Annotated in this window: 16 protein-coding genes; 12 read left to right on the top strand and 4 right to left on the bottom strand. The window is 50.2% G+C overall.

Going from position 1 to position 19079, the window contains the following annotated elements:
* The first annotated feature begins 133 nt into the window (after positions 1-133).
* From ASG81_RS13975 to ASG81_RS14005, 7 genes are all read left to right on the top strand, one after another.
* Positions 134-1996 carry an ABC transporter ATP-binding protein gene (locus ASG81_RS13975; protein ID WP_056635009.1) on the top strand — a complete coding sequence of 621 codons (1863 nt, stop codon included), beginning with the start codon at positions 134-136 and terminating at the stop codon, positions 1994-1996.
* A complete protein-coding gene (locus tag ASG81_RS13980) occupies positions 1983-3692 on the top strand; it encodes an ABC transporter ATP-binding protein (RefSeq protein WP_056635012.1) in 1710 nt (569 codons plus the stop codon). Before ASG81_RS13975 ends, ASG81_RS13980 begins: the two co-directional genes overlap by 14 nt.
* Positions 3693-3888: 196 nt before the next feature.
* Positions 3889-4632: an ABC transporter ATP-binding protein gene (locus tag ASG81_RS13985; protein ID WP_155971521.1), complete on the top strand. Its 744-nt coding sequence runs from the start codon at positions 3889-3891 to the stop codon at positions 4630-4632.
* On the top strand, positions 4629-5390 hold the full coding sequence (locus ASG81_RS13990) for an ABC transporter permease (RefSeq protein WP_056635015.1): 762 nt from the start codon (positions 4629-4631) through the stop codon (positions 5388-5390). The genes ASG81_RS13985 and ASG81_RS13990 overlap by 4 nt, the downstream gene beginning before the upstream one ends.
* Positions 5391-5398: 8 nt before the next feature.
* Positions 5399-6241: an MBL fold metallo-hydrolase gene (locus ASG81_RS13995; protein WP_056635018.1), complete on the top strand. Its 843-nt coding sequence runs from the start codon at positions 5399-5401 to the stop codon at positions 6239-6241.
* 89 nt (positions 6242-6330) lie between these two features.
* Positions 6331-6798, top strand: coding sequence for a divergent PAP2 family protein (locus ASG81_RS14000; RefSeq protein ID WP_081417337.1), 468 nt, complete (start codon positions 6331-6333; stop codon positions 6796-6798).
* Positions 6799-7017: 219 nt separating this feature from the next.
* Positions 7018-7791 (top strand): alpha/beta hydrolase, encoded by a 774-nt coding sequence (locus ASG81_RS14005; RefSeq protein WP_056635665.1) that lies wholly within the window; start codon positions 7018-7020, stop codon positions 7789-7791.
* Between the two features lie 13 nt (positions 7792-7804).
* On the opposite strand, the gene ASG81_RS14010 is transcribed toward ASG81_RS14005, so the two are convergent.
* The 4 genes from ASG81_RS14010 to nirB all read right to left on the bottom strand — a co-directional run bounded on the left by ASG81_RS14010 (position 7805) and on the right by nirB (position 12739).
* Positions 7805-8758: a TRM11 family SAM-dependent methyltransferase gene (locus ASG81_RS14010; protein WP_081417338.1), complete on the bottom strand. Its 954-nt coding sequence runs from the start codon at positions 8756-8758 to the stop codon at positions 7805-7807.
* Between the two features lie 327 nt (positions 8759-9085).
* Positions 9086-9850: a uroporphyrinogen-III C-methyltransferase gene (gene cobA / locus ASG81_RS14015; protein ID WP_056635667.1), complete on the bottom strand. Its 765-nt coding sequence runs from the start codon at positions 9848-9850 to the stop codon at positions 9086-9088.
* 72 nt (positions 9851-9922) lie between these two features.
* The gene (gene nirD / locus ASG81_RS14020; RefSeq protein WP_056635021.1) at positions 9923-10240 is read right to left on the bottom strand and encodes a nitrite reductase small subunit NirD; all 318 of its coding nucleotides are present in this window, start codon (positions 10238-10240) and stop codon (positions 9923-9925) included.
* A gap of 57 nt (positions 10241-10297) precedes the next feature.
* Entirely contained in the window at positions 10298-12739 is a 2442-nt protein-coding gene (nirB, locus tag ASG81_RS14025; protein WP_056635024.1) for a nitrite reductase large subunit NirB, read from the bottom strand.
* Between the two features lie 425 nt (positions 12740-13164).
* On the opposite strand from nirB, the gene ASG81_RS14030 reads away from it, so the two are divergent.
* The 5 genes from ASG81_RS14030 to ASG81_RS14050 all read left to right on the top strand — a co-directional run bounded on the left by ASG81_RS14030 (position 13165) and on the right by ASG81_RS14050 (position 19057).
* Complete coding sequence (locus ASG81_RS14030) at positions 13165-13782, top strand: ANTAR domain-containing response regulator (RefSeq protein WP_056635027.1); 618 nt, start codon at positions 13165-13167, stop codon at positions 13780-13782.
* 16 nt (positions 13783-13798) lie between these two features.
* Positions 13799-14845: an anthranilate phosphoribosyltransferase gene (locus ASG81_RS14035; RefSeq protein WP_056635671.1), complete on the top strand. Its 1047-nt coding sequence runs from the start codon at positions 13799-13801 to the stop codon at positions 14843-14845.
* A 320-nt stretch (positions 14846-15165) separates the two neighbouring features.
* On the top strand, positions 15166-16908 hold the full coding sequence (locus tag ASG81_RS14040) for an ABC transporter ATP-binding protein (RefSeq protein WP_056635030.1): 1743 nt from the start codon (positions 15166-15168) through the stop codon (positions 16906-16908).
* 12 nt (positions 16909-16920) lie between these two features.
* Entirely contained in the window at positions 16921-18693 is a 1773-nt protein-coding gene (locus tag ASG81_RS14045) for an ABC transporter ATP-binding protein (protein WP_056635033.1), read from the top strand.
* 85 nt (positions 18694-18778) lie between these two features.
* Complete coding sequence (locus ASG81_RS14050; protein WP_056635037.1) at positions 18779-19057, top strand: hypothetical protein; 279 nt, start codon at positions 18779-18781, stop codon at positions 19055-19057.
* Positions 19058-19079: the final 22 nt, after the last annotated feature.

Here is a 19079-nt window from a genome sequence, read left to right on the forward strand (position 1 = left end):
GGTATGGTAAAAAACTTTTATACTCAATTAGTACGTTGACAAAAGATTTGGCCGGAATTATGATTGAAAACCTAACTGCCAAATATTAGGCTGTGCGAAGAGAGTTAAAGAAGGAACAAGGGGGGGAATGACGATGGACATAACAGAGGAGCGGGCGGAAGATGGCAGGGAGACGCCAAAAGGGAAGGATCGATCCCGGAAGCAGGCGGACAAAGCGAAGCAGAAGCTTGAGCTTGACGAATCGAAGCGCTCCTATGTGTGGGCGCTTACGTTTTTGCTGCCCTACAAGAAGCAAATAGCGGCACTTGCGGCTTGCGGCACAATAGCGGTAGCCGGGGAGACGTTAACGCCCAAAATGATCCAATATGTTATTGATCATATCGTGGTCAACAAGGATACGTCACTTTTTATCGTTATTTTAGCAGCGCTTACAATCATCAATTTACTAATGCTCATCGCCAAAAACTATCGCAACCTGCTGCAGCGGACGATAGGGGAGCTCGCCTCGCGCGATATGCAAACCGCAATCTTCAAGCATTTGCGCAAGCTTGGCTTCGCTCACTACGAACGGCATCCGGCGGGGGAGACGCTGTCGATGTTCAACTCCGAGGTCACATCCGTTCAGAAAATATACCGCAACGTCCTGCCGAGCGTCATCGATAACTTACTTTTCATTACGGTAGCGATCGTCCTGCTTCTTAGCATTAGCGGCTGGTTATGTCTGATCATGCTGCCGACTTTCGCGCTTTATTATTTATTCGGGCCTTACTTTGAGCGGAAAGCGGCGCTCTACGGACGGCAATCGGGCCAGTCGCGCATTGCCTATAACCAAGCGGTCTACGAAAGCATTTCCGGCTTGCGTGAATTCCGCGCCTTTGGCTCGCAGCCCTGGTACCATGAGCGAACGCTCGGAAAGCATAAAAACTGGTCCCATTATTATTTGCTTAGCGCAACTTACAGCTTCGGGAGAGGAAGCTTTCGGCGTTTTACGTTTTATTTGGGGGCGATTGCCCTGTTTATTGCCGGCTACTACTCCTTGCAAAATAATTGGATTACGCTCGGAGGCTTTATCGCTTTCACCCTATTGTATATGACGACGATGTTCCGTCTCACCTTGCTCGTCACACAGCTAACCGAGCAGAAGCTCATCATCCACCAGACGATTCCGCTGTTTCGGTTCATGCACAAGCCCGTTGAAGTCGATGATCCCGCCGATCCGGTTGCTCTTGACGAGGTGCGCGGCGGACTTGTTTTCGAGGATGTTTACTTTCAATATCCCGAGCAGCCTCCCGTCATTAACGGCTTCTCACTGACCATTAAGCCCGGCGAGAAGACCGCATTTGTGGGAGCCAGCGGCAACGGCAAAACGACGATGTTTAAAATGATCGGACGGTTTTACGATCCGACCTCCGGCAGCATCAAGCTCGATGGCGTACCCATTCAGCAAATGACGCTGGAGCGGCTGCGGGAGTCGATCGGCTACGTGTTTCAAGAGACTTATTTGTTCGGCTCCTCGGTCAAAGAAAACATTCGCTTCGGCAAGCCGGAGGCAAGTGATGAAGAGGTAGTCGCAGCTGCGAAAGCGGCTTACGCGCATGATTTCATCATGCAATTGCCGGAAGGCTACGACACGCTCGTCGGCGAGCGGGGGATGAAGCTGTCCGGCGGACAGAAGCAGCGCATATCGATAGCGCGGATGTTCGTGAAGCAGCCGGCTGTTATTTTGCTCGATGAGGCAACCTCTTCGCTCGACAATGTGAGTGAATACGAGGTGCAGCGCGCCCTTGACGAGGTGCTCGTGAACCGGACGACGATCGCGATCGCGCACCGGCTGTCAACGGTAAAGCATTTTGACAAAATCGTAGTCATTCATGAAGGCCGCGTCGCGGAAGCAGGAAGCTATGAGGAGCTTATCGCACGCAAAGGTCTCTTATATGAGCTGGAAATCGGCCAGCCGGAAGCGGCGGAGGGGAGAATGGCGCATGAAGTATCTTAAAATCTTTTGGTCGAATTCGATTATGCTGAAGGGCACTTATTTGATTGTGCTGCTCTATCTTGCGCTGGAGTCGGTGTCCAACTACACGCTCGTTTATGTGCAAAAAATATTAATCGATGACGTGTTCAGCAAAGGGAAGTATGAGCTGTTGCCGGTCGTAATCGGCGTATTCGCGCTTGCGGGCATTATCTATTCACTCATGTTTACGATGACGAGCCGCAGCCTTGTCCGCAATGAATTTGCGGTCAGCCGCTCCTTGCTCTCCCGCATGCTGAAGCGGATCGAAGGCATTCCCGTCGAGCGGTTTCAAAATGAGCGTACCGGCAAATACGTATATACGTTCACGCAGGATCTGTTCATCTCGGCGAGCGTGATGGGTTGGCAAATTCCGCGCGGCATTCAGGAGACGCTGAACCTATGCATCCTGATGACGATTATTGGCTTCGCAAGTCCCATTTTGCTGCTCATGATCGTGGGTCTTTGCATCATTTATGTGCTGATCGGTTATTACTTCACGCCTAAGCTGAAGGCGCAGGCAAGGCAGGTGGCCGAGAAGCGTACCGCCTTGCTCATCCAAATCGAGGAAGGCGTCGCGTCTACGCGCGAAGTTGTCGCGTATCACCGGCTGAAGTGGGAAGAGAAGCTTTACAACAAGATGTTCGCAGAATATTTTGAACAGGTGATGAATGAGGGCAGGCTCGTTAACCGGCAAATCCGCTACAGTGATCCGATGAAATGGGGCATAGGCATTCTGGTGCTGGGCTACTGCGGCATGCAGCTTATCCATGAGCAAATGTCGATCGGAACGTTCGTTATTCTATTTCAGTTTTCTACGCAGTTGTCGGATTCGTTTTATAATCTGTTTCAATTTATAATGGCCATGTCGTCGCAGCTGGCGAATGTGGACAGGGTACAGCGGATTTTGGAGCTGGAGCAGCTTGACGCGGGTACGCAGACAATGGAACAAAGAATCGAGCGCTTAACGTTCAACTGTGCGAGCTTCCGCTATTCGCCGGAGCTTCCGGAAGTCATCCGCGGCTTTACGGCTGACCTGCCGATAGGCCGGAAGATTGCTTTCGTAGGGACGAGCGGCGGCGGCAAGTCGACAATCGCCCAACTGCTGGTCCGTTTCTATGATACGACGCTCGGGATGATTAAGCTGAACGGCATTCAAGCGCAGGAGTATAACCGAGAGCAGTGGACGAATAAGGTATCGATCGTTTTTCAAGATCCCTATATGTTCTCGGACACGATACGCGAAAATTTAATGCTCGGCAGAGACGGCGTAACGGAAGCCGGCATCGAGGAAGCTTGCCGCATTGCGCAAATCCATGATTTTATCGTGGCGCTGCCGGAGGGCTACGATACGAATATCGGCGAGAGAGGCATTAAGCTGTCCGGCGGACAACGCCAGCGCATTGCAATCGCGCGGGCTATCGTCAGCGATCCGGAAATTTTGGTGCTGGATGAAGCGACGTCAGCGCTTGATCTGGAGACGGAGCGCCAGCTGCTGGCCGCGCTGGAGGCAAGAAGGGAAGGACGGACGACGATTATGATCGCGCACCGCCTTTCCACGATCGAGAATGCCGACATTATATTCGTTATGGATCAGGGAGCATTAGCGGAAACCGGCACGCATGAAGAGCTGCTTGCCGGCGGCAAGGTGTATCAGCAGCTGCTAATGGCGCAGCACTAGCAGCTGGATGATGCAGCAAACGATAAGACTGATGGCCTGCTTCCGCAACCGCGGCGGCGGCCGTCAGCTTTTTTTGTATCCGGTCAGGCAATTCTAATCATAGGGCGCAGCGCTAATCGTTAATCACGATGACGATCTTTTTTGATCGGCAGCATTAAAGCTATAATGAAAGGAAAGCAGAAGGGAGGGCCAATTCTTGAAACCTATTTTACAGCTGCAGCAATTGCGAAAAAATCGCAATTCCTTAGAAAGCGGACCTCTGTTCGCGAATGTATCGGCCGATATTGCAGAGCCGGCAATTATTGCTTTGCTCGGCGTCTCCGGTCAAGGGAAGAGCACGCTGCTCCGTATGCTTGCCGCTTTGGATAACATATATGAGGGAGATGTCCGATTACATAACGTTTCACAGCGCGAGACGGATCCAAGGTCATGGCGAATGAAGGTTTGCTATGTCGCGCAGCAGTCGGTCATGCTGCACGGCAGCATCGAACAAAACTTGAAGACGGTCAGCCAGCTGCACCGGATTCCGTACGACGTTAAGCTCGTACAGCATTTGCTGCCGCGGCTGGGGCTGGATCATTTGGACATGGGCAAAAACGCAGACCAGTTATCGGGAGGGGAAAAGCAGCGGGTATCGCTGCTTCGTTCTTTACTGCTTCATCCCGAGGTGCTCCTGCTCGATGAAATTACGGCCTCACTTGACCGGGGCAGCAAGGAAATGGTTGAACAAGTGCTTGAGGAATGGCATCATCAAGAAGGAACGACGATGATTTGGGTCACGCATGATATCGTACAGGCGCGGCAAATGAGCAAGACGGTATGGTTTATGGGCGAGGGGACGTTGCTGGAAAACAGCGCAACCGCTTCTTTTTTTGAACAGCCGGCAACTGAGCTGGCAAGAAACTACATTCAAGCGCCCGTCCAAAAGGAGCAGACATGAGCATCTTAGCACTCAGCTTTACGCTTTTATTCGTGATGATTACGATGCTCGTGTCCGTCTTTCAAAAGCTAGGTCTGGAGCGGGATATTGCTATAGGTACGGTGCGCTCTGCGCTGCAGCTGCTGCTCGTCGGCTATGTGCTGCAATTTATTTTCAACACGAGCAATCCGCTGTTTATTTCGCTGATTCTTGTGCTGATGATTACGGTCGCGTCCTATAATGCGGGAAAAAGGGGCGAAGGGCTCCGCGGCATTATGTGGAAAATCGCGGTGGCCATTACATCAACGGAACTGCTTATGATGGGGCTGCTGCTCGGATTTCGAATCATTGAAGCAACGCCCCAGTATATTATCCCGATAAGCGGCATGACGATCGGCAACGCGATGGTTGTATCGGGCTTGCTTCTGAATCAAATGAGAAGAGAGGTTGATGCCTCGAGAGGCGAGATCGAGACGCTGCTTTCGCTCGGGGCGACGGCTAGACAAGCGATTCAGGACGTCATGAAGCGGTCGGTTAAAGCGAGCATGATTCCGACGATTGACGGAATGAAGACGGTGGGACTCGTTCAGCTTCCAGGGATGATGACGGGAATGATTATCGCCGGCGCCAATCCGATTGAAGCGGTGCGGTACCAAATTTTAATTGTGTTTGCATTCGCGAGCTCGGCAGCCGTTACGAGCATTATTTTAAGCCTATTAAGCTACAGACAGTGGTTTACGAAAGATTTGCGCATTCAAAATATCGGGCAAAAAGGGTGATTGGACTCGTGAACGTATACAACAGCGGGACAGCTTTAGTGAAACAAATTGCCGGGACGGAGCTGCCTGAGCAGGCATTGGCGCTTTGGGCACTCGGGCAAGAGGGGTTTCTCGTCAAATGGAAGAGGATAACAGTGCTGTTCGATCCATATTTGACGAACTGGGTTTATGAGCTGTGCGGCCCGCCGTGGTCGCGGGCGTTCGAACCGCCGCTTGCGCCATCGGACTGTTTGGATGTCGATTATGTCATATGCTCGCATCACCATGAGGATCATATGGACAAGCTGACGCTGCAGGCGATCGGGCAATCCGCCAAAACACGCTTTGTCGTGCCGAGAGCCCATCTGCCCTTAATGAAGGAATGGGGCTTCCGCGATGAGCAGCTCATTGGCATCTCCCACGGACAGACGCTCCAGCTGGAAAGCGGCTTAAGGCTTGAGGCTTTTGCCGCCAAGCATGAGCAATTTGAACAGGATGAAGCCGGCGAGCATAAGTTTCTCGGATACGTCGCAAATTTCGAAGGTATTCATCTCTATCATGCCGGAGATACGGTAGGATTTCCGGAGCTGGTGACTTGGCTGCAAAGCAGGCAGATCGATATTGCTCTATTGCCTATTAACGGACGGGATTTCGTTCGCAACGAGCAGGGCATCGTCGGCAACTGTAACTATCGCGAAGCGGTCGAAATAGCGGTACAAATGAATACCGATCTGTTAATACCGATGCATTACGGTTTATTTCCGCATAATGACGAGAACCCGGCTTATTTTGTCGATTACATACAGCGCCATTACCCGGCTCAGAAGTTCCATATGTTCGCCCCCGGCGAGCGGTTTATTTATATGAAATAAATGAAAACCGGCAGACTGGCTTTATCCACATGAATTTGCGGGCCGCAGGGCAAAATGAGAAATGAATGATGACTGGAGGTTGAACTGCTGTGGCAAACAGAGGACTCGTGACGGCTCTTACGGCTGTTGGAGCAGCGCAGCTGCTTAAGATGCCATTGTATTATGCGAAAACGGGAGAGTGGGATGTTCGAAAAATGGCCGGATCAGGCGGCATGCCAAGCGCTCATTCGAGCGGAGTAACGGCGCTGGCTGTTTATACGGCTACCAAATACGGTGTAAAGACGCCGGAGTTTGCGATTTCTGCCATGCTTGGCATTATTGTTATGTATGATGCCATGAACATTCGCAGGCATGCGGGTGAAATTGCGGTGCAGGTGAATGATTTGGATGAGGATGTCGAGAGGCTGGCTGGCGATCATCCAGGTATCTTTCATAAACGTCGGCGCGAACGGCTTAAGGAAAGCCTAGGCCATCTACCGCGTGAGGTTGCAGCGGGCTCGCTGCTCGGGGCTGTGTTTGGCTTCATTGGAGCGATAACCGCATGCCGCAATAAGTGAAGCAGCAGTGAACTAATGAATGAAACTAGGTTTAAGCGCTCTAAGGCTTAAGCCTTTTTTATGTAAAAGCATACGGCGAGAGGAGATCATGCTTTCTGTCATTTAATAAATAGATTTTGGATAGCGGGGTCATTTCGTTAGCTATATAATGGTTAAAGATGACATTTCAAATGCAGTAATATAAGGGGGAATTCAGGAGTGACGGAGCAATTATTGTGGATGCATGGAGCGCCATATGCGGTTGGGAATAAGGATGAGGACTGTCCAGCCATTACCCCTTTTCTTGTTGAAGGAGATGATCGTCCCGCGGTTATTGTATGTCCGGGCGGAGCCTATGGCGCTAGAGCCTGTCATGAAGGCGAGCCGATAGCCCGGTGGCTGAATGGACTCGGTATCTCTGCATTCGTTCTACGCTACCGGGTGGCGCCTTATACATACCCATGCGCGCTGCTGGACGTACAGCGGGCCATTCGTACCGTTAGATATAAGGCGGAACACTTTCGCATTGATCCAAATAAGATAGGCGTGCTTGGCTTCTCTGCCGGCGGTCATTTAGCGTCGAATGCGGGAACGAGCTACGACAAAGGAAATGAGGATGTCGAGGATGTCATTGAACGGGAATCCTGCCGTCCGGATTTGCTCGTATTATGTTATCCAGTCATTACACTTAAAGAACCGTTCACGCATGCCGGCTCAAGAAAGAACTTGTTAGGCAAGGATGCGGATCCTGATAAGGCAGAGCAGCTAAGCAGCGAAGTGAATGTAACCGGGGACACGCCGCCGACTTTTTTATGGCATACGTCAGATGATGAAGACGTTCCCGTCGAGAACAGCCTGATGTTCGCAGCTGCGCTCAGCAAGCACAAAGTACTCTTTGATCTACACGTGTACGCGAAGGGCCGCCATGGGCTTGGCTTAGCAGAGGATAAGGAGCATACGAGAGAGTGGACGGCTGCATGCGCTTCCTGGCTTGCATACAATGGATTCAAGTAATTGGACATCCAGGTTAGGAGCAAACGATTATTTGTCTGATAAAGCTGCCTTTTCTGGTGGTGCAGCGATCGGAAATGTTGAAGCCTGCACTTGCAATTAGCTCGTCGATTGGATCAGCTGTGATGATAACGGCTTTGCTCGCGATTCGGCGAGCATGCTGCAGCAATGACAGCTGATCCGCCGGCGTTGTGCGAGAGTAGTGATTATAAGGCATATCTAAAATCGCAGCATCGTAGTGGCCTGAGATATCGGCAATATCGCCGCATGCGACATTTGTCTTGAGCTCGAAATGCGCCAAATTTTCAAGCGCTCCGCGAATGACGAAAGGATTGATGTCTCGGCCCGCGATGTCGATGCCCATAGATAATGCTTCAACAAGCACCGTCCCAATGCCGCAGCATGGGTCGATCGCTGTCACTCCATCTGACTTGGGCACGGCAATATTTGCTGCTGCCCGCGCTACACGCGTGCTTAATGCAATGGAATAGCTGCGTGGTTTGTGCATATGTGTAAGCCAGACGGCATTGCTTTTGATATAATGACCGAAATACCAACGTCCGCCCCAGGTTAAAATGCCAAATATATGATCAGGATTTCGTACATTGGCTTCTCCTTCAATATACATACCTATTTCGCGTTCAATAACGCGCTGGGCGTCGAAATCGATTTTATCCTCCGGCGCCAGGTCATTCATTTTGACAAAAATCACCTTGAACGTCGCATCGGCTAATTCGATTTGCCTCACTTGCTCCCAAATATCCTCAAGACGCTCGCCCTGATACAGCACCTCGATCCGCTCTCTCATAAACGGGCTGCGGTCTTGATGAACGGCTATCCCGCTCATCAAGATGCCGGACTCCGTATGCTCGCCAAAAAACGAGCGCATTTCTAAATGGCATAATTCTGACTCCTCTAAACGATAGCCATAGGTATAAATAAATAACGGTGCTTGCTCTCTACTCTTCAGTGAAGTCGCATCCTTTACATAAACGAATTGAAACCTCTATTATACGTTAAATGGATGGCTGACGCTGTTTAAAACAGAACAATTAGCTTTTTTTCATGGAAGAGGGGGGGTTGCATACAGCGATGAAATGATTACAGGCAAAAAGGGGAAAGCTATCTTTATGCATTTGTGATGACGATTTTGATTGTGCAGAAAATGGGAATAATTAGGGTGGTGCCGGGCTTAAAGCTTGATGAGGAGTTCCGTGCGGTGTTGGTAATCGTTAAGGCGGCAGCGGAGGACGCTGCTGCTTTAACGATTAGGAAAATAAGTGTTGTAACCGAGAGATTATCCAATTAACGTTACGGCTTGTTGTTCGGCGAGCATCAAACGCTCACGTACGCGGACGACTTCTCCAATAATAATGAGTGCCGGATTGGCAAGCTTCATCGAGACGGCAAGCGTATGAATATCTGAGAGCGTTCCAACGATTGTACGCTGGCGCGTAGTTGTACCACGCTCGATTAATGCTACCGGTGTTGAAGCGGCCTTGCCATGCTTTAGCAGTTCTTCCCGAATTGCGGGAAGCTCGCTTACACCCATGTAAATGGCTAATGTGTCAACGCTGTGCGCAAGCAAATCCCAGCGGATTGGCGTCTTCTCGCCATGACAACGGCTGCCGGTTACGCAAGCAAAGGAAGCGGCATATTCGCGATGTGTAACAGGAATGCCTGCAGAAGCGGCAGCGCCGATTGCTGAGGTTATGCCTGGCACAATCTCATAGGGGATTCCCCATGAAGCCAGCTCCAACGCTTCTTCAGCGCCTCTTCCGAAGACGAACGGATCGCCGCCCTTAAGACGGACGACCGTTTTGCCTTCTTGAGCATACTTCACGAGCGCTTGATTAATAAGCTGCTGCGGCATGGCATGCGAGCCAGGAGCTTTGCCGCAGTAGACCAGTTCCGTATGGGTGCTGGCATAACCAAGCAATTCCTTGCTTATGAGCCGATCGTACAAGATAACGTCTGCCTGCTGAATAAGTCGCATCGCTTTAACGGTAATAAGCTCTGGGTCGCCTGGACCTGCTCCGACAATATAGACCTTGCCTGTCATTGATTTTCTCATAGGCTGCTGCTCCTTCTGGCGTGCATGTCCGCCTAGTATTCGTTACTCCTTGTGTTAACTTTAAACGGTTACGTAAATGGCTCCACTCTCGCGGTCAACTTCGGTTTCGAAGGTGTTGATGCAGCCTTCGTCAGGCTCGTGTACTTTGCCGCTGCGCAGATCGATTTTCCAATCATGAAGCGGGCAGTGTACGTCTGTACCGCACACCATCCCTTCGGAAAGCAGACCGTTTTTATGCGGGCATCTATTTTCTACGGCAAGCACGCTGTCGTCCGATAAGCGGAATACGGCAATTTCGATATCCTTAATTGTAATTCGGCGCGATCCTTTTACATCTATATCCGATAAGTTAGCTACCAGCAGCTTTGTTGTTGTCATAGGTGTATTCCTCCTTGAACGTTTTGTGAAGCAAAACTTACTTCGTAAGCGTAAGTTCTATAGTTGTTGTACTGGCTGCGGGCCGGACAATTCCACGAAATTTTTACGCAGTTCGTCTGTTTCAACAATTTGCTTCCATGGATCGGTCGTCAAGCTGAGCGTTTTCTCGATACGGGATTTAAGGGCAAGACGCTCTTCACGACTTTCCAGCGCCTTCTTAACATGATCGAGCCCGACGCGCTCAATCCATTGAGCCGTACGCTCATTCCATTGTGCATTTTCGCGGTAAAGCTGTAAAAATGCAGAGGACCATTCCATAACCTCATCTTCGGTTTTGACGATGCAGAGGAGGTCTGTCGCACGTACTTTTACGCCGCCGTTGCCGCCGACATGAAGCTCCCAGCCGCCGTCTATAGCGACTACGCCAAAGTCCTTAATCGTAGCTTCAGCGCAATTTCGCGGACAACCGGAAACGGCAAGCTTTACCTTGGCTGGCGTATTAAGACGCTCGAAAGCCTTCTCCAATTGGATACCCATGCTGATCGAATCCTGCGTACCGAACCGGCAGAAGGTGGAGCCGACACATGTTTTAACGGTTCTAAGCGTTTTGCCGTAGGCGTGACCGGATGGCATATCGAGCTCTTCCCAAATTTTCGGGAGATCCTCTTTCTTAACGCCAAGTAAGTCGAGACGCTGTCCGCCTGTAAATTTAACCATCGGAACGTCGAATTTCTCGGCGACTTCCGCAATTTTCTTCAAATCAGCAGGGGAGGTTACGCCGCCGTAAATACGCGGTACAACAGAGTATGTGCCATCCTTCTGAATATTTGCATGGTAGCGCTCATTGGTAATCCGGGATTCATTCTCATCAACATATTCTTCCGGATTGATCATGCCGAGGTAGTAGTTAAGCGCTGGACGGCATTTCGAGCAGCCCTCGGGATTGTGCCAGCCGAGTACATTCATAACCTCTTTTGTGGAATTGAGATTCATCCGTGTTATTTCTGCAACGATCTCGTCTCTGTTAAGCGTCGTGCATCCGCAAATGCCTTCCTTAACCGGCTCGCCCATCGAATCGCCGGCATAGAGTTGAAGCAATCCTTCAACTTGCGGTTTACAGCCGCCGCAGGAAGCGGAAGCTTTCGTACAGGATTTAATAGCGCTAACCGTATTACAGCCCTTGTTCGTAATGGCATCGGCAATTGTTCCTTTGGAGACGCCGTTACAGCCGCAAATGATTTCATCATCCGCCATTGCCTCAAGCCTGCCGCTGCCGGAGGATTGGCCAAGCATATCGGATGAAATGCCGAGCAGTACTTCCTTCTCGCGTCCCGCTATCGATTCGCCGCTCTTAATGGAAGCGAATAATTCAGCACCGTCGGACGTGTCGCCGAATAATACCGCGCCGACCAGCTTGCCGTCTTGTACGACAATCTTCTTGTATGTGCCTGCCATATCGTCTTGGATCTTGAGTGATTTTGTGCCTGGCGCTTCATCGAAGCGTCCTGCTGAGAACACGTCAACACCGGATACTTTAAGCTTTGTGGAAGTGACGGATCCGGCATAGCCTGCGGTTTCGACGCCTGCGAGATGCTTGGCCAGCACAGCGCCCTGCTCATAAAGCGGAGCAACTAAGCCGTAAGCGATGCCGCGGTGCTCAGCGCATTCGCCGACTGCATAAATGCCGGGAATACTCGTTTGCATAAAGTCGTCTACGATAATACCGCGATTCACTTCGATACCCGTTGCTTTGGCAAGCTCGATGTTCGGCTTAATACCGACAGCCATAACAACCAAATCGCCGTCAACTTCGGTACCGTCAGCAAAAGTTAAGCCGGTTGCGCGGCGTTTACCTTTAATGGCAGTTGTACTTTTTTGCAATAGAAACTGCATGCCTTGGGCTTCCAGCTCGCGTTGAAGCATCTTTGCCGCTGCTTCGTCCAATTGACGTTCCATCAGGTTGCCAAAAATATGAACGACGTTTACTTCCATTCCGAGGTGCAGAAGTCCTCTAGCCGCTTCCAGACCGAGCAAGCCGCCGCCGATTACGACTGCTTTTTTGTATTTCTTGGAGGCATCGATCATAACCTCGCAATCGTTGATATCACGGAAAGCGATAACGCCTTCTTTGTCTGCGCCAGGAAGAGGCAGCATGAATGGATTAGAGCCAGTAGCGATAATGATCGCATCGTAATCAACTTCAAGGCCTAGATGTGAGGTAACCTTTTTAAGCTCCGTATCAATTTTTGTTACCTTGTGGCCCGTATGCAATGTAATGTTATTTTCTTTATACCAATCCCAGTCGTTGATGATGATTTCTTGCATATCCGCGCCACCTGCCAGGACGGAGGAAAGCATGATTCGGTTGTAATTCGGATGAGGTTCGGCACCGAAAATGGTAATGTCATAGCTTTCAGGGGAAAGCTTAAGAAGATGTTCGACCGCCCGAACCCCCGCCATGCCATTACCGATGAGTACTAATTTTTTGGTTTTCGTCATTGTGTTTATCTCCTCTCAATCTCTGTTTGAGCGAAATAAATAAAAGCCTGCTTCAATTCAGAGGAAAACGCACGTCCCCTAGGAAATTGAAAGCAGGCTTCTTTGCCGCTTCAAACGAATACACCGTTGTACCCGTGAATAATATGAATTTTGATAAGGTAAATATACAATGAATTCTGAGTTCATGTCAAGATAGTTGACATCGGAAAAGAGTGAAAAAACTTGGATAGTGACAATTTTATGTTTTCTATGTTATATATAATCACAAAGGGTATCGACTAGCGCTTCATTTTAAAATATAAGAAGCTATGAGTGACACAAGAATAACCATGCTTATCTTTCACCGCGAAACGGGCTATTGCCGTTAACGTATGGCGCTCACCGTTTACGCTTGCAAAAAAGTCGAATAGGAGGGGGCGCTTCTCATGCGTTCTTTGTTAGTAGTCGATCATCGTGCGGCAAACGAGGTAGCAATGGCGGACCCTCAGTCGGATCAGCTTTCCAAGAAACAAACGCCAAAATATTTACTTGAGACTTACGGGTATCACGTACTTCGCGCGGCAGACGAGAAGAAGGCAGAGTTGCAGATGAGCAGCGCAGACGCAGTAATTCTTCATTTACCTCTTAATGAAGTAAAGCAATGGGGAACGAAGCTGTTGAAGCAAAAGACCGTCCCGATGTTGTGGTGGTGCAGCGCTGCTTCAGCTTCCTTGTCCGCCGCATATTGCGAGGACGACGCGCCTATAGATGGTATTCTAACGCCTTCGATGAGCGAGCAAGAGATGCACTGGGCCCTTCATTTCGGTTCTAAGCAATGCTTCGAGAGGCTCCAATGGAAGAACGAGCGCAAGCAGCTGGAAGGGCGGCTTGAGGAGCGGAAGTGGATCGATATGGCAAAGGGGATTTTGTGCAAAATTAAAAATATTTCCGAAGCGGAAGCTTACGACGTTTTGCGCAAACAAGCCATGAATGAACGCAAACGCATGGTCGACGTTGCAACATCGATCGTTAAGGTATATCAAATACTTCAGGATCAAAAATAAAGGGGGCTTTGCCATGATGATCAACCTATTGAAGGAAGTCGGCCGGGGCAAAAGGGGAGCGCGAGACCTCGGGCATGATGATGCGTTGCTGGCGGCAAATGCGATCCTTGAATTAAAGGCGACCCCGGCGCAAATAGGCGCTTTTTTCATTGCTGAACGAATAAAAATGGAAAGCGTCGAAGAGCTTGAAGCTTTTGTAACAGTATGTCGCCAGCATGCGCACCGCGCCCCCATTCAGAAGGGAATCGATTGCGCCGGCCCTTATGACGGCAGGAAAAAATCGTTTTTTGCCACATTTCCTACATCGTTTATACTCGCGGCCGCCGGGCTTCCGGTTACGCTGCACGGATCGGCATCCTTGCCTCCAAAATGGGGCATAACGCTGCATGATCTGCTGAAGGAAGCCGGTATTGAAGCGGATTCATTAGCCCGGGACCGGATTGTTCAAGCAGCAAAGGATACGGGCGTGCTGTACGTTCCTGCTGAGGAATGGTGTCCGCCCCTTAAGGCGCTGCGTTCCATTCGAATCGAGCTGGGCATGCGAACGGTGCTGAATACGGCTGAGAAGCTGATTGACTACGCCCATTCCCCTTATTTAATATTTGGGGTTTATCATAATACCGTTTTTGAGCGCATGGCGAAGTTAGCAAACAATTTGCAATACAAAAAAGCGCTCATCGTACAGGGAATGGAGGGCTCTGAGGACTTGTTCATCGAGAGGCCAACCCGTACTTATTTTGTAGAAGACGGACAATCGCAGCTACATATTATTGATCCGGACACCTACGGCTTAGAGACGCCTGTGCCGGAAATCGATTGGACGCCAGCCGAGCAATTGCACGTTTCGGAATCCGTTCTGCAAGGACGCGGACATATCGCATTCGCGAATCAAGTGATGCTTAATGCAGCCGTAAGGCTCAAGCTGGCGGAGAAGGTCGAATCGATTGAGGAAGGGCTGTATACGTGCAACGATTTGCTCGATAATGGCGCTCCTTGGGAGATTTACCGCAAATGGAAAAATTCGCTGCGAAGTGAAAGTACTTTGCCATGCCGCACCAAATAGCATCGAAAGAAAGGGAAGGCTGACGGGGATAGGTGCCCGGCAGCCTTCCCTTTCTTTCGTTCTAAAGCGGATGGTCCGGTTGCTAACTCGAACAAATCGATATTTTCTGTACGTTGAGCTTTCGGTTTGTTGGCGGATTTTTAATATTGTTTGTTGGAAAATTTATTATTTTCGCGGATACTGCTATACTGAAAAATGGAAAACATATCTTACCAAAAGGTGAGCCAGGGTGAGAATAAGGCGCTTGAAGCAGCTTGGGTAAACGCTAGCAAGAAAAGCTGCATGAAGCGGATGACCGGTAAGAGGAAAAGGAGGATATCATGTCTTTTGTAAATCGGTTGCGATGGTTTTTTAAGGATAGATGGAGAAGCTACGCGATTGCCATCGGCATCATGGCATTAGTTAGTCTGCTTTCCACGATACCGCCCAATCTCATCGGGAGGACGGTCGATCATATCCGTGAAGGACAGCTTACTTCGGCTGGCTTGACGCAGACGGTGCTGCTGCTCATCGGACTTTCGCTGACGCTCTACGTCATGGTCTACATATGGATTACGACGCTGTTTGGCAATTCTGCGCTTATCGAGAAGGTGCTGAGAGGGCGGCTGCTCGCGAATTTGACGAGGATGACACCCGCTTTTTTTCAGCGTAACAGCACGGGTCAATTAATGGCACTTGCTACAAATGATATATTGGCTATCGGACAAACGGCAGGCTACGGCGTCATGACGCTGGTCAATACGCTCGTTGGCGCTTCCGTAGTCGTTATTATGATGATTTCGCTCGTGAGCTATAAATTAATGATTGCGGCCCTCATTCCGCTGCCGCTGCTGGCGGTCGTTATCAGCAAGCTTGGCAAAAAAGTGAGAACCCGGTTTCTTGATGCGCAGGCCTCCTTCGGCAAAATGAACGACCATGCGCTGGAGTCGATCTCCGGTATACGCGTAATCCGCTCCTACGTGCAGGAAAACGATGACCTCGCTGCATTCGATAAGGTGACCTCCGAGGTTATGCTCAAAAACAAGCGGGTATCCATTTTAAATGCGCTTTTTCAGCCTATTATTTCATTGATTGTCGGCATCAGCTATTCGATCGGCATAGGTTATGGCTCTTATCTCGTCTTTCAAGGAGAAATATCGCTCGGTCAGCTCATTTCGTTCAATATTTATTTGGGTATGCTCATTTGGCCGATGATCTCCTTTGGCGAATTTATAAATGTGCTGCAGCGCGGAAGCGCTTCGGCCGATCGGCTCGATACGGCGCTCACACAGAAGCCGGATCTGACGGATACGGATAAGCCGGTTGCGATAGAGGTGCCAACGCGCATTGAAATGAAGCTGCTGACCTTCACTTACCCTACGGCCAGCCATCCTAGTTTGGACAACGTATCCTTGCAGCTTGAGCGCGGCCAGACGCTTGGTATCGTAGGCAAAACGGGGAGCGGAAAGAGTACGCTGCTGAAGCAGCTGCTTCGGCAGTATCCGCTGGAGCATGAGCGGTTGATGATAGCGGGCGTGCCTGTGGAGCGGATAACGATAGATCAGATGAGACGCTGGATTGCCTATGTGCCGCAGGAGCATTTGCTGCTTTCCAAAACGATCAGAGACAATATTGCGCTGGGCAAGCCGGACGCTTCGCCTGAAGAAATCGCCCGCGCGGTAGAAATGGCCTCCTTTACAGAGGATATTGCGCTGATGCCCGAGGGACTTGAAACCGTCGTCGGTGAAAATGGCGTCATGCTCTCAGGCGGGCAGAAGCAGCGATTAGCGATTGCGCGGGCGCTGCTCATTGATTCCGAAATTTTGCTGCTTGATGATTCGCTGTCGGCTGTCGATGCCCGGACAGAAAGCCGGATCCTTCATCATATCCGCTTGGAGCGCGAGGGAAAGACGACGTTTATTACGACACACCGCCTTTCCGCAGTCAATCATGCGGATTGGATTATCGTATTGAATGAAGGACGGATCATAGAAGAAGGCACGCATGATGAGCTCATGCTGTTCGGAGGCTGGTACAAGGAACAGTGGGAGCGTCAGCAAATGGAAGCGAGCTTGGAAGAATGAGGAGGCAATAGCATGCCAAAGCAATCGACGGCGAGAAGACTATTCGGATACGCACTCGTTTATAAGTTTAGAATTATCGGCGCGCTGCTTATTCTTTGCTGCGCGGTAGGCGCTGAGCTTGGCGGACCCTTTATTATCAAAACGATTATCGATAGGCACTTATCGGCAGGCGGCAAGGATTTGCTGCCTGTTCTCGGGCTGCTTGCGCTTTATATGGGGCTGTTGCTCGTCGCCAGTATCGGCAATTTCTCGCAAGCGTACATGCTGCAATCGACTGCGCTGCAAATTATTAAGAACATGCGTATGGATTTAATGGGCCACATCCATCGGATTCCGCTGCGCTATTTTGACAATACGCCAATCGGGCAAATCGTATCGAGAATAGCGAACGACACGGAGGCTGTGCGGGATTTGTTCATGAGCTTCATGGCAACCTTTGTCGTCAGCTTTGTCCAGCTGATCGGCATTTTTACGGCGCTGTTCCTATTGGACATGCGGCTGGCGATGTTCTGTCTGCTCCTGCCACCGCTTTTTGCGCTCATCATGGTCATACATTTGAAATATTCGAAGAAGTACATTACGATTATGCGTGCCCGGCTCAGTGACATGAATGCGATGATTAATGAATCGATTGTAGTCATGCAGATCATTCAAGCGTTTCGCCGCGAGAAGGTGACGCTGGATGAGTTCGAGGTGCTGAATGAGGACCGGTACGTTAATCAAATTAAACAGTTTAGAGTGTTTTCTTTGTCCTCGCGAAACATTGTAGGCACGATCGGCAGCTTGTTAACGGCGATGGTCATTTGGTATTTTGGCCGCGCGTCGCTTGAGACCGCTATTTTATTCGGCGTGTTTTATGCCTTCATCGACTATTTGGGCCGCATCTTTCAACCGATCATCGGTATATTCGATCAGTTGACGAATGCGCAGCGGGCGTTCGTATCCGCGGAGAAGGTGTTTGCGATCCTTGATATGGAAGGCATGGATGTCGAACCTGCCAAGCATGTGAAGCGGCCGGATGGCGTCGTGAAATTCGATAACGTGACCTTTGCATACAAAGCAGGCGAAGACGTGCTGAAGCATATTTCGTTTGAAGCGCGCAGGGGAGAGACGGTCGCTTTAGTCGGTCATACCGGCTCGGGCAAAAGCTCAATATTGAACCTTCTGCTTGGCTTTTATGAGCCGGATAAAGGGGCTATTACGATTGACGGCCGGGATATTTCAACGATCTCTAAGCAAGCGCTGCGCAAGCATATGGGGATCGTGCTGCAGGATCCGTATTTATTTGCCGGCGATATTAAGTTCAACGTCAGCCTTTATAATAAGGACATTTCAATTGAGCGGGTGAAAAGCGTGCTGAAGGATGTCGGCGCGGCTCCGTTCATCGAGCAGCTGCCCGGCGGCTATGATGAGCTGGTAGTCGAGCGCGGCAGCACGCTTTCCTCCGGTCAGAGGCAGCTTATTTCCTTCGCAAGGGCGCTAGCCTACGATCCGTCGATTCTTATACTGGACGAGGCGACAGCAAGCATAGACAGCGAGACCGAAGGGTTGATTCAGCAAGCGCTGCGGGTGGTCAGTGAGGGCCGGACGACGCTCGTTATTGCGCATAGGCTGTCCACGATTCGCGATGCCGATCAAATTCTTGTTCTGCATCGCGGCGAAATCGTTGAGCGGGGCAATCATGATTCACTGATGGCGCTGGGCGGCAGATATTACAAAATGTATCAGCTGCAAAAGGGCGAGAAAGCCTCAGTAGAAATTCCGGCCGTAACGAAAGAAGCATAGACGTAGGGATCGATATCACTCTTAGCAACATTGAGGCTTGATATGATACAATGACGGTACTTAAACGATTAGGAGATGACAAACGATGAGTGAACAGCTGAATGAGCAAGAGTTGGTGCAATACATAGCAGGAGAAACGGACGCGGATGAGCAGTTGATCAAGCTGGTATTAAAGCATGAGCATGCCTTCATCAACAATGCGAAGGAAGACAAAAACGGCGAGGTGGATATTGACGGCGACGAGCTTGTTGATTACATTTTAAGCCGCTCTGACGTGAAGTCGAACGAGCTCATCGTAGAATCGATTTTGGAAGCAGAGATGGACTATCTGATGGACAAAGGGCTTGCCGGCTACGTCGATTAGTAAAGTTCAATCAAAGAAGACT

The sequence above is a fragment of the Paenibacillus sp. Soil522 genome (assembly GCF_001428245.1).
Lineage (GTDB): Bacteria > Bacillota > Bacilli > Paenibacillales > Paenibacillaceae > Pristimantibacillus.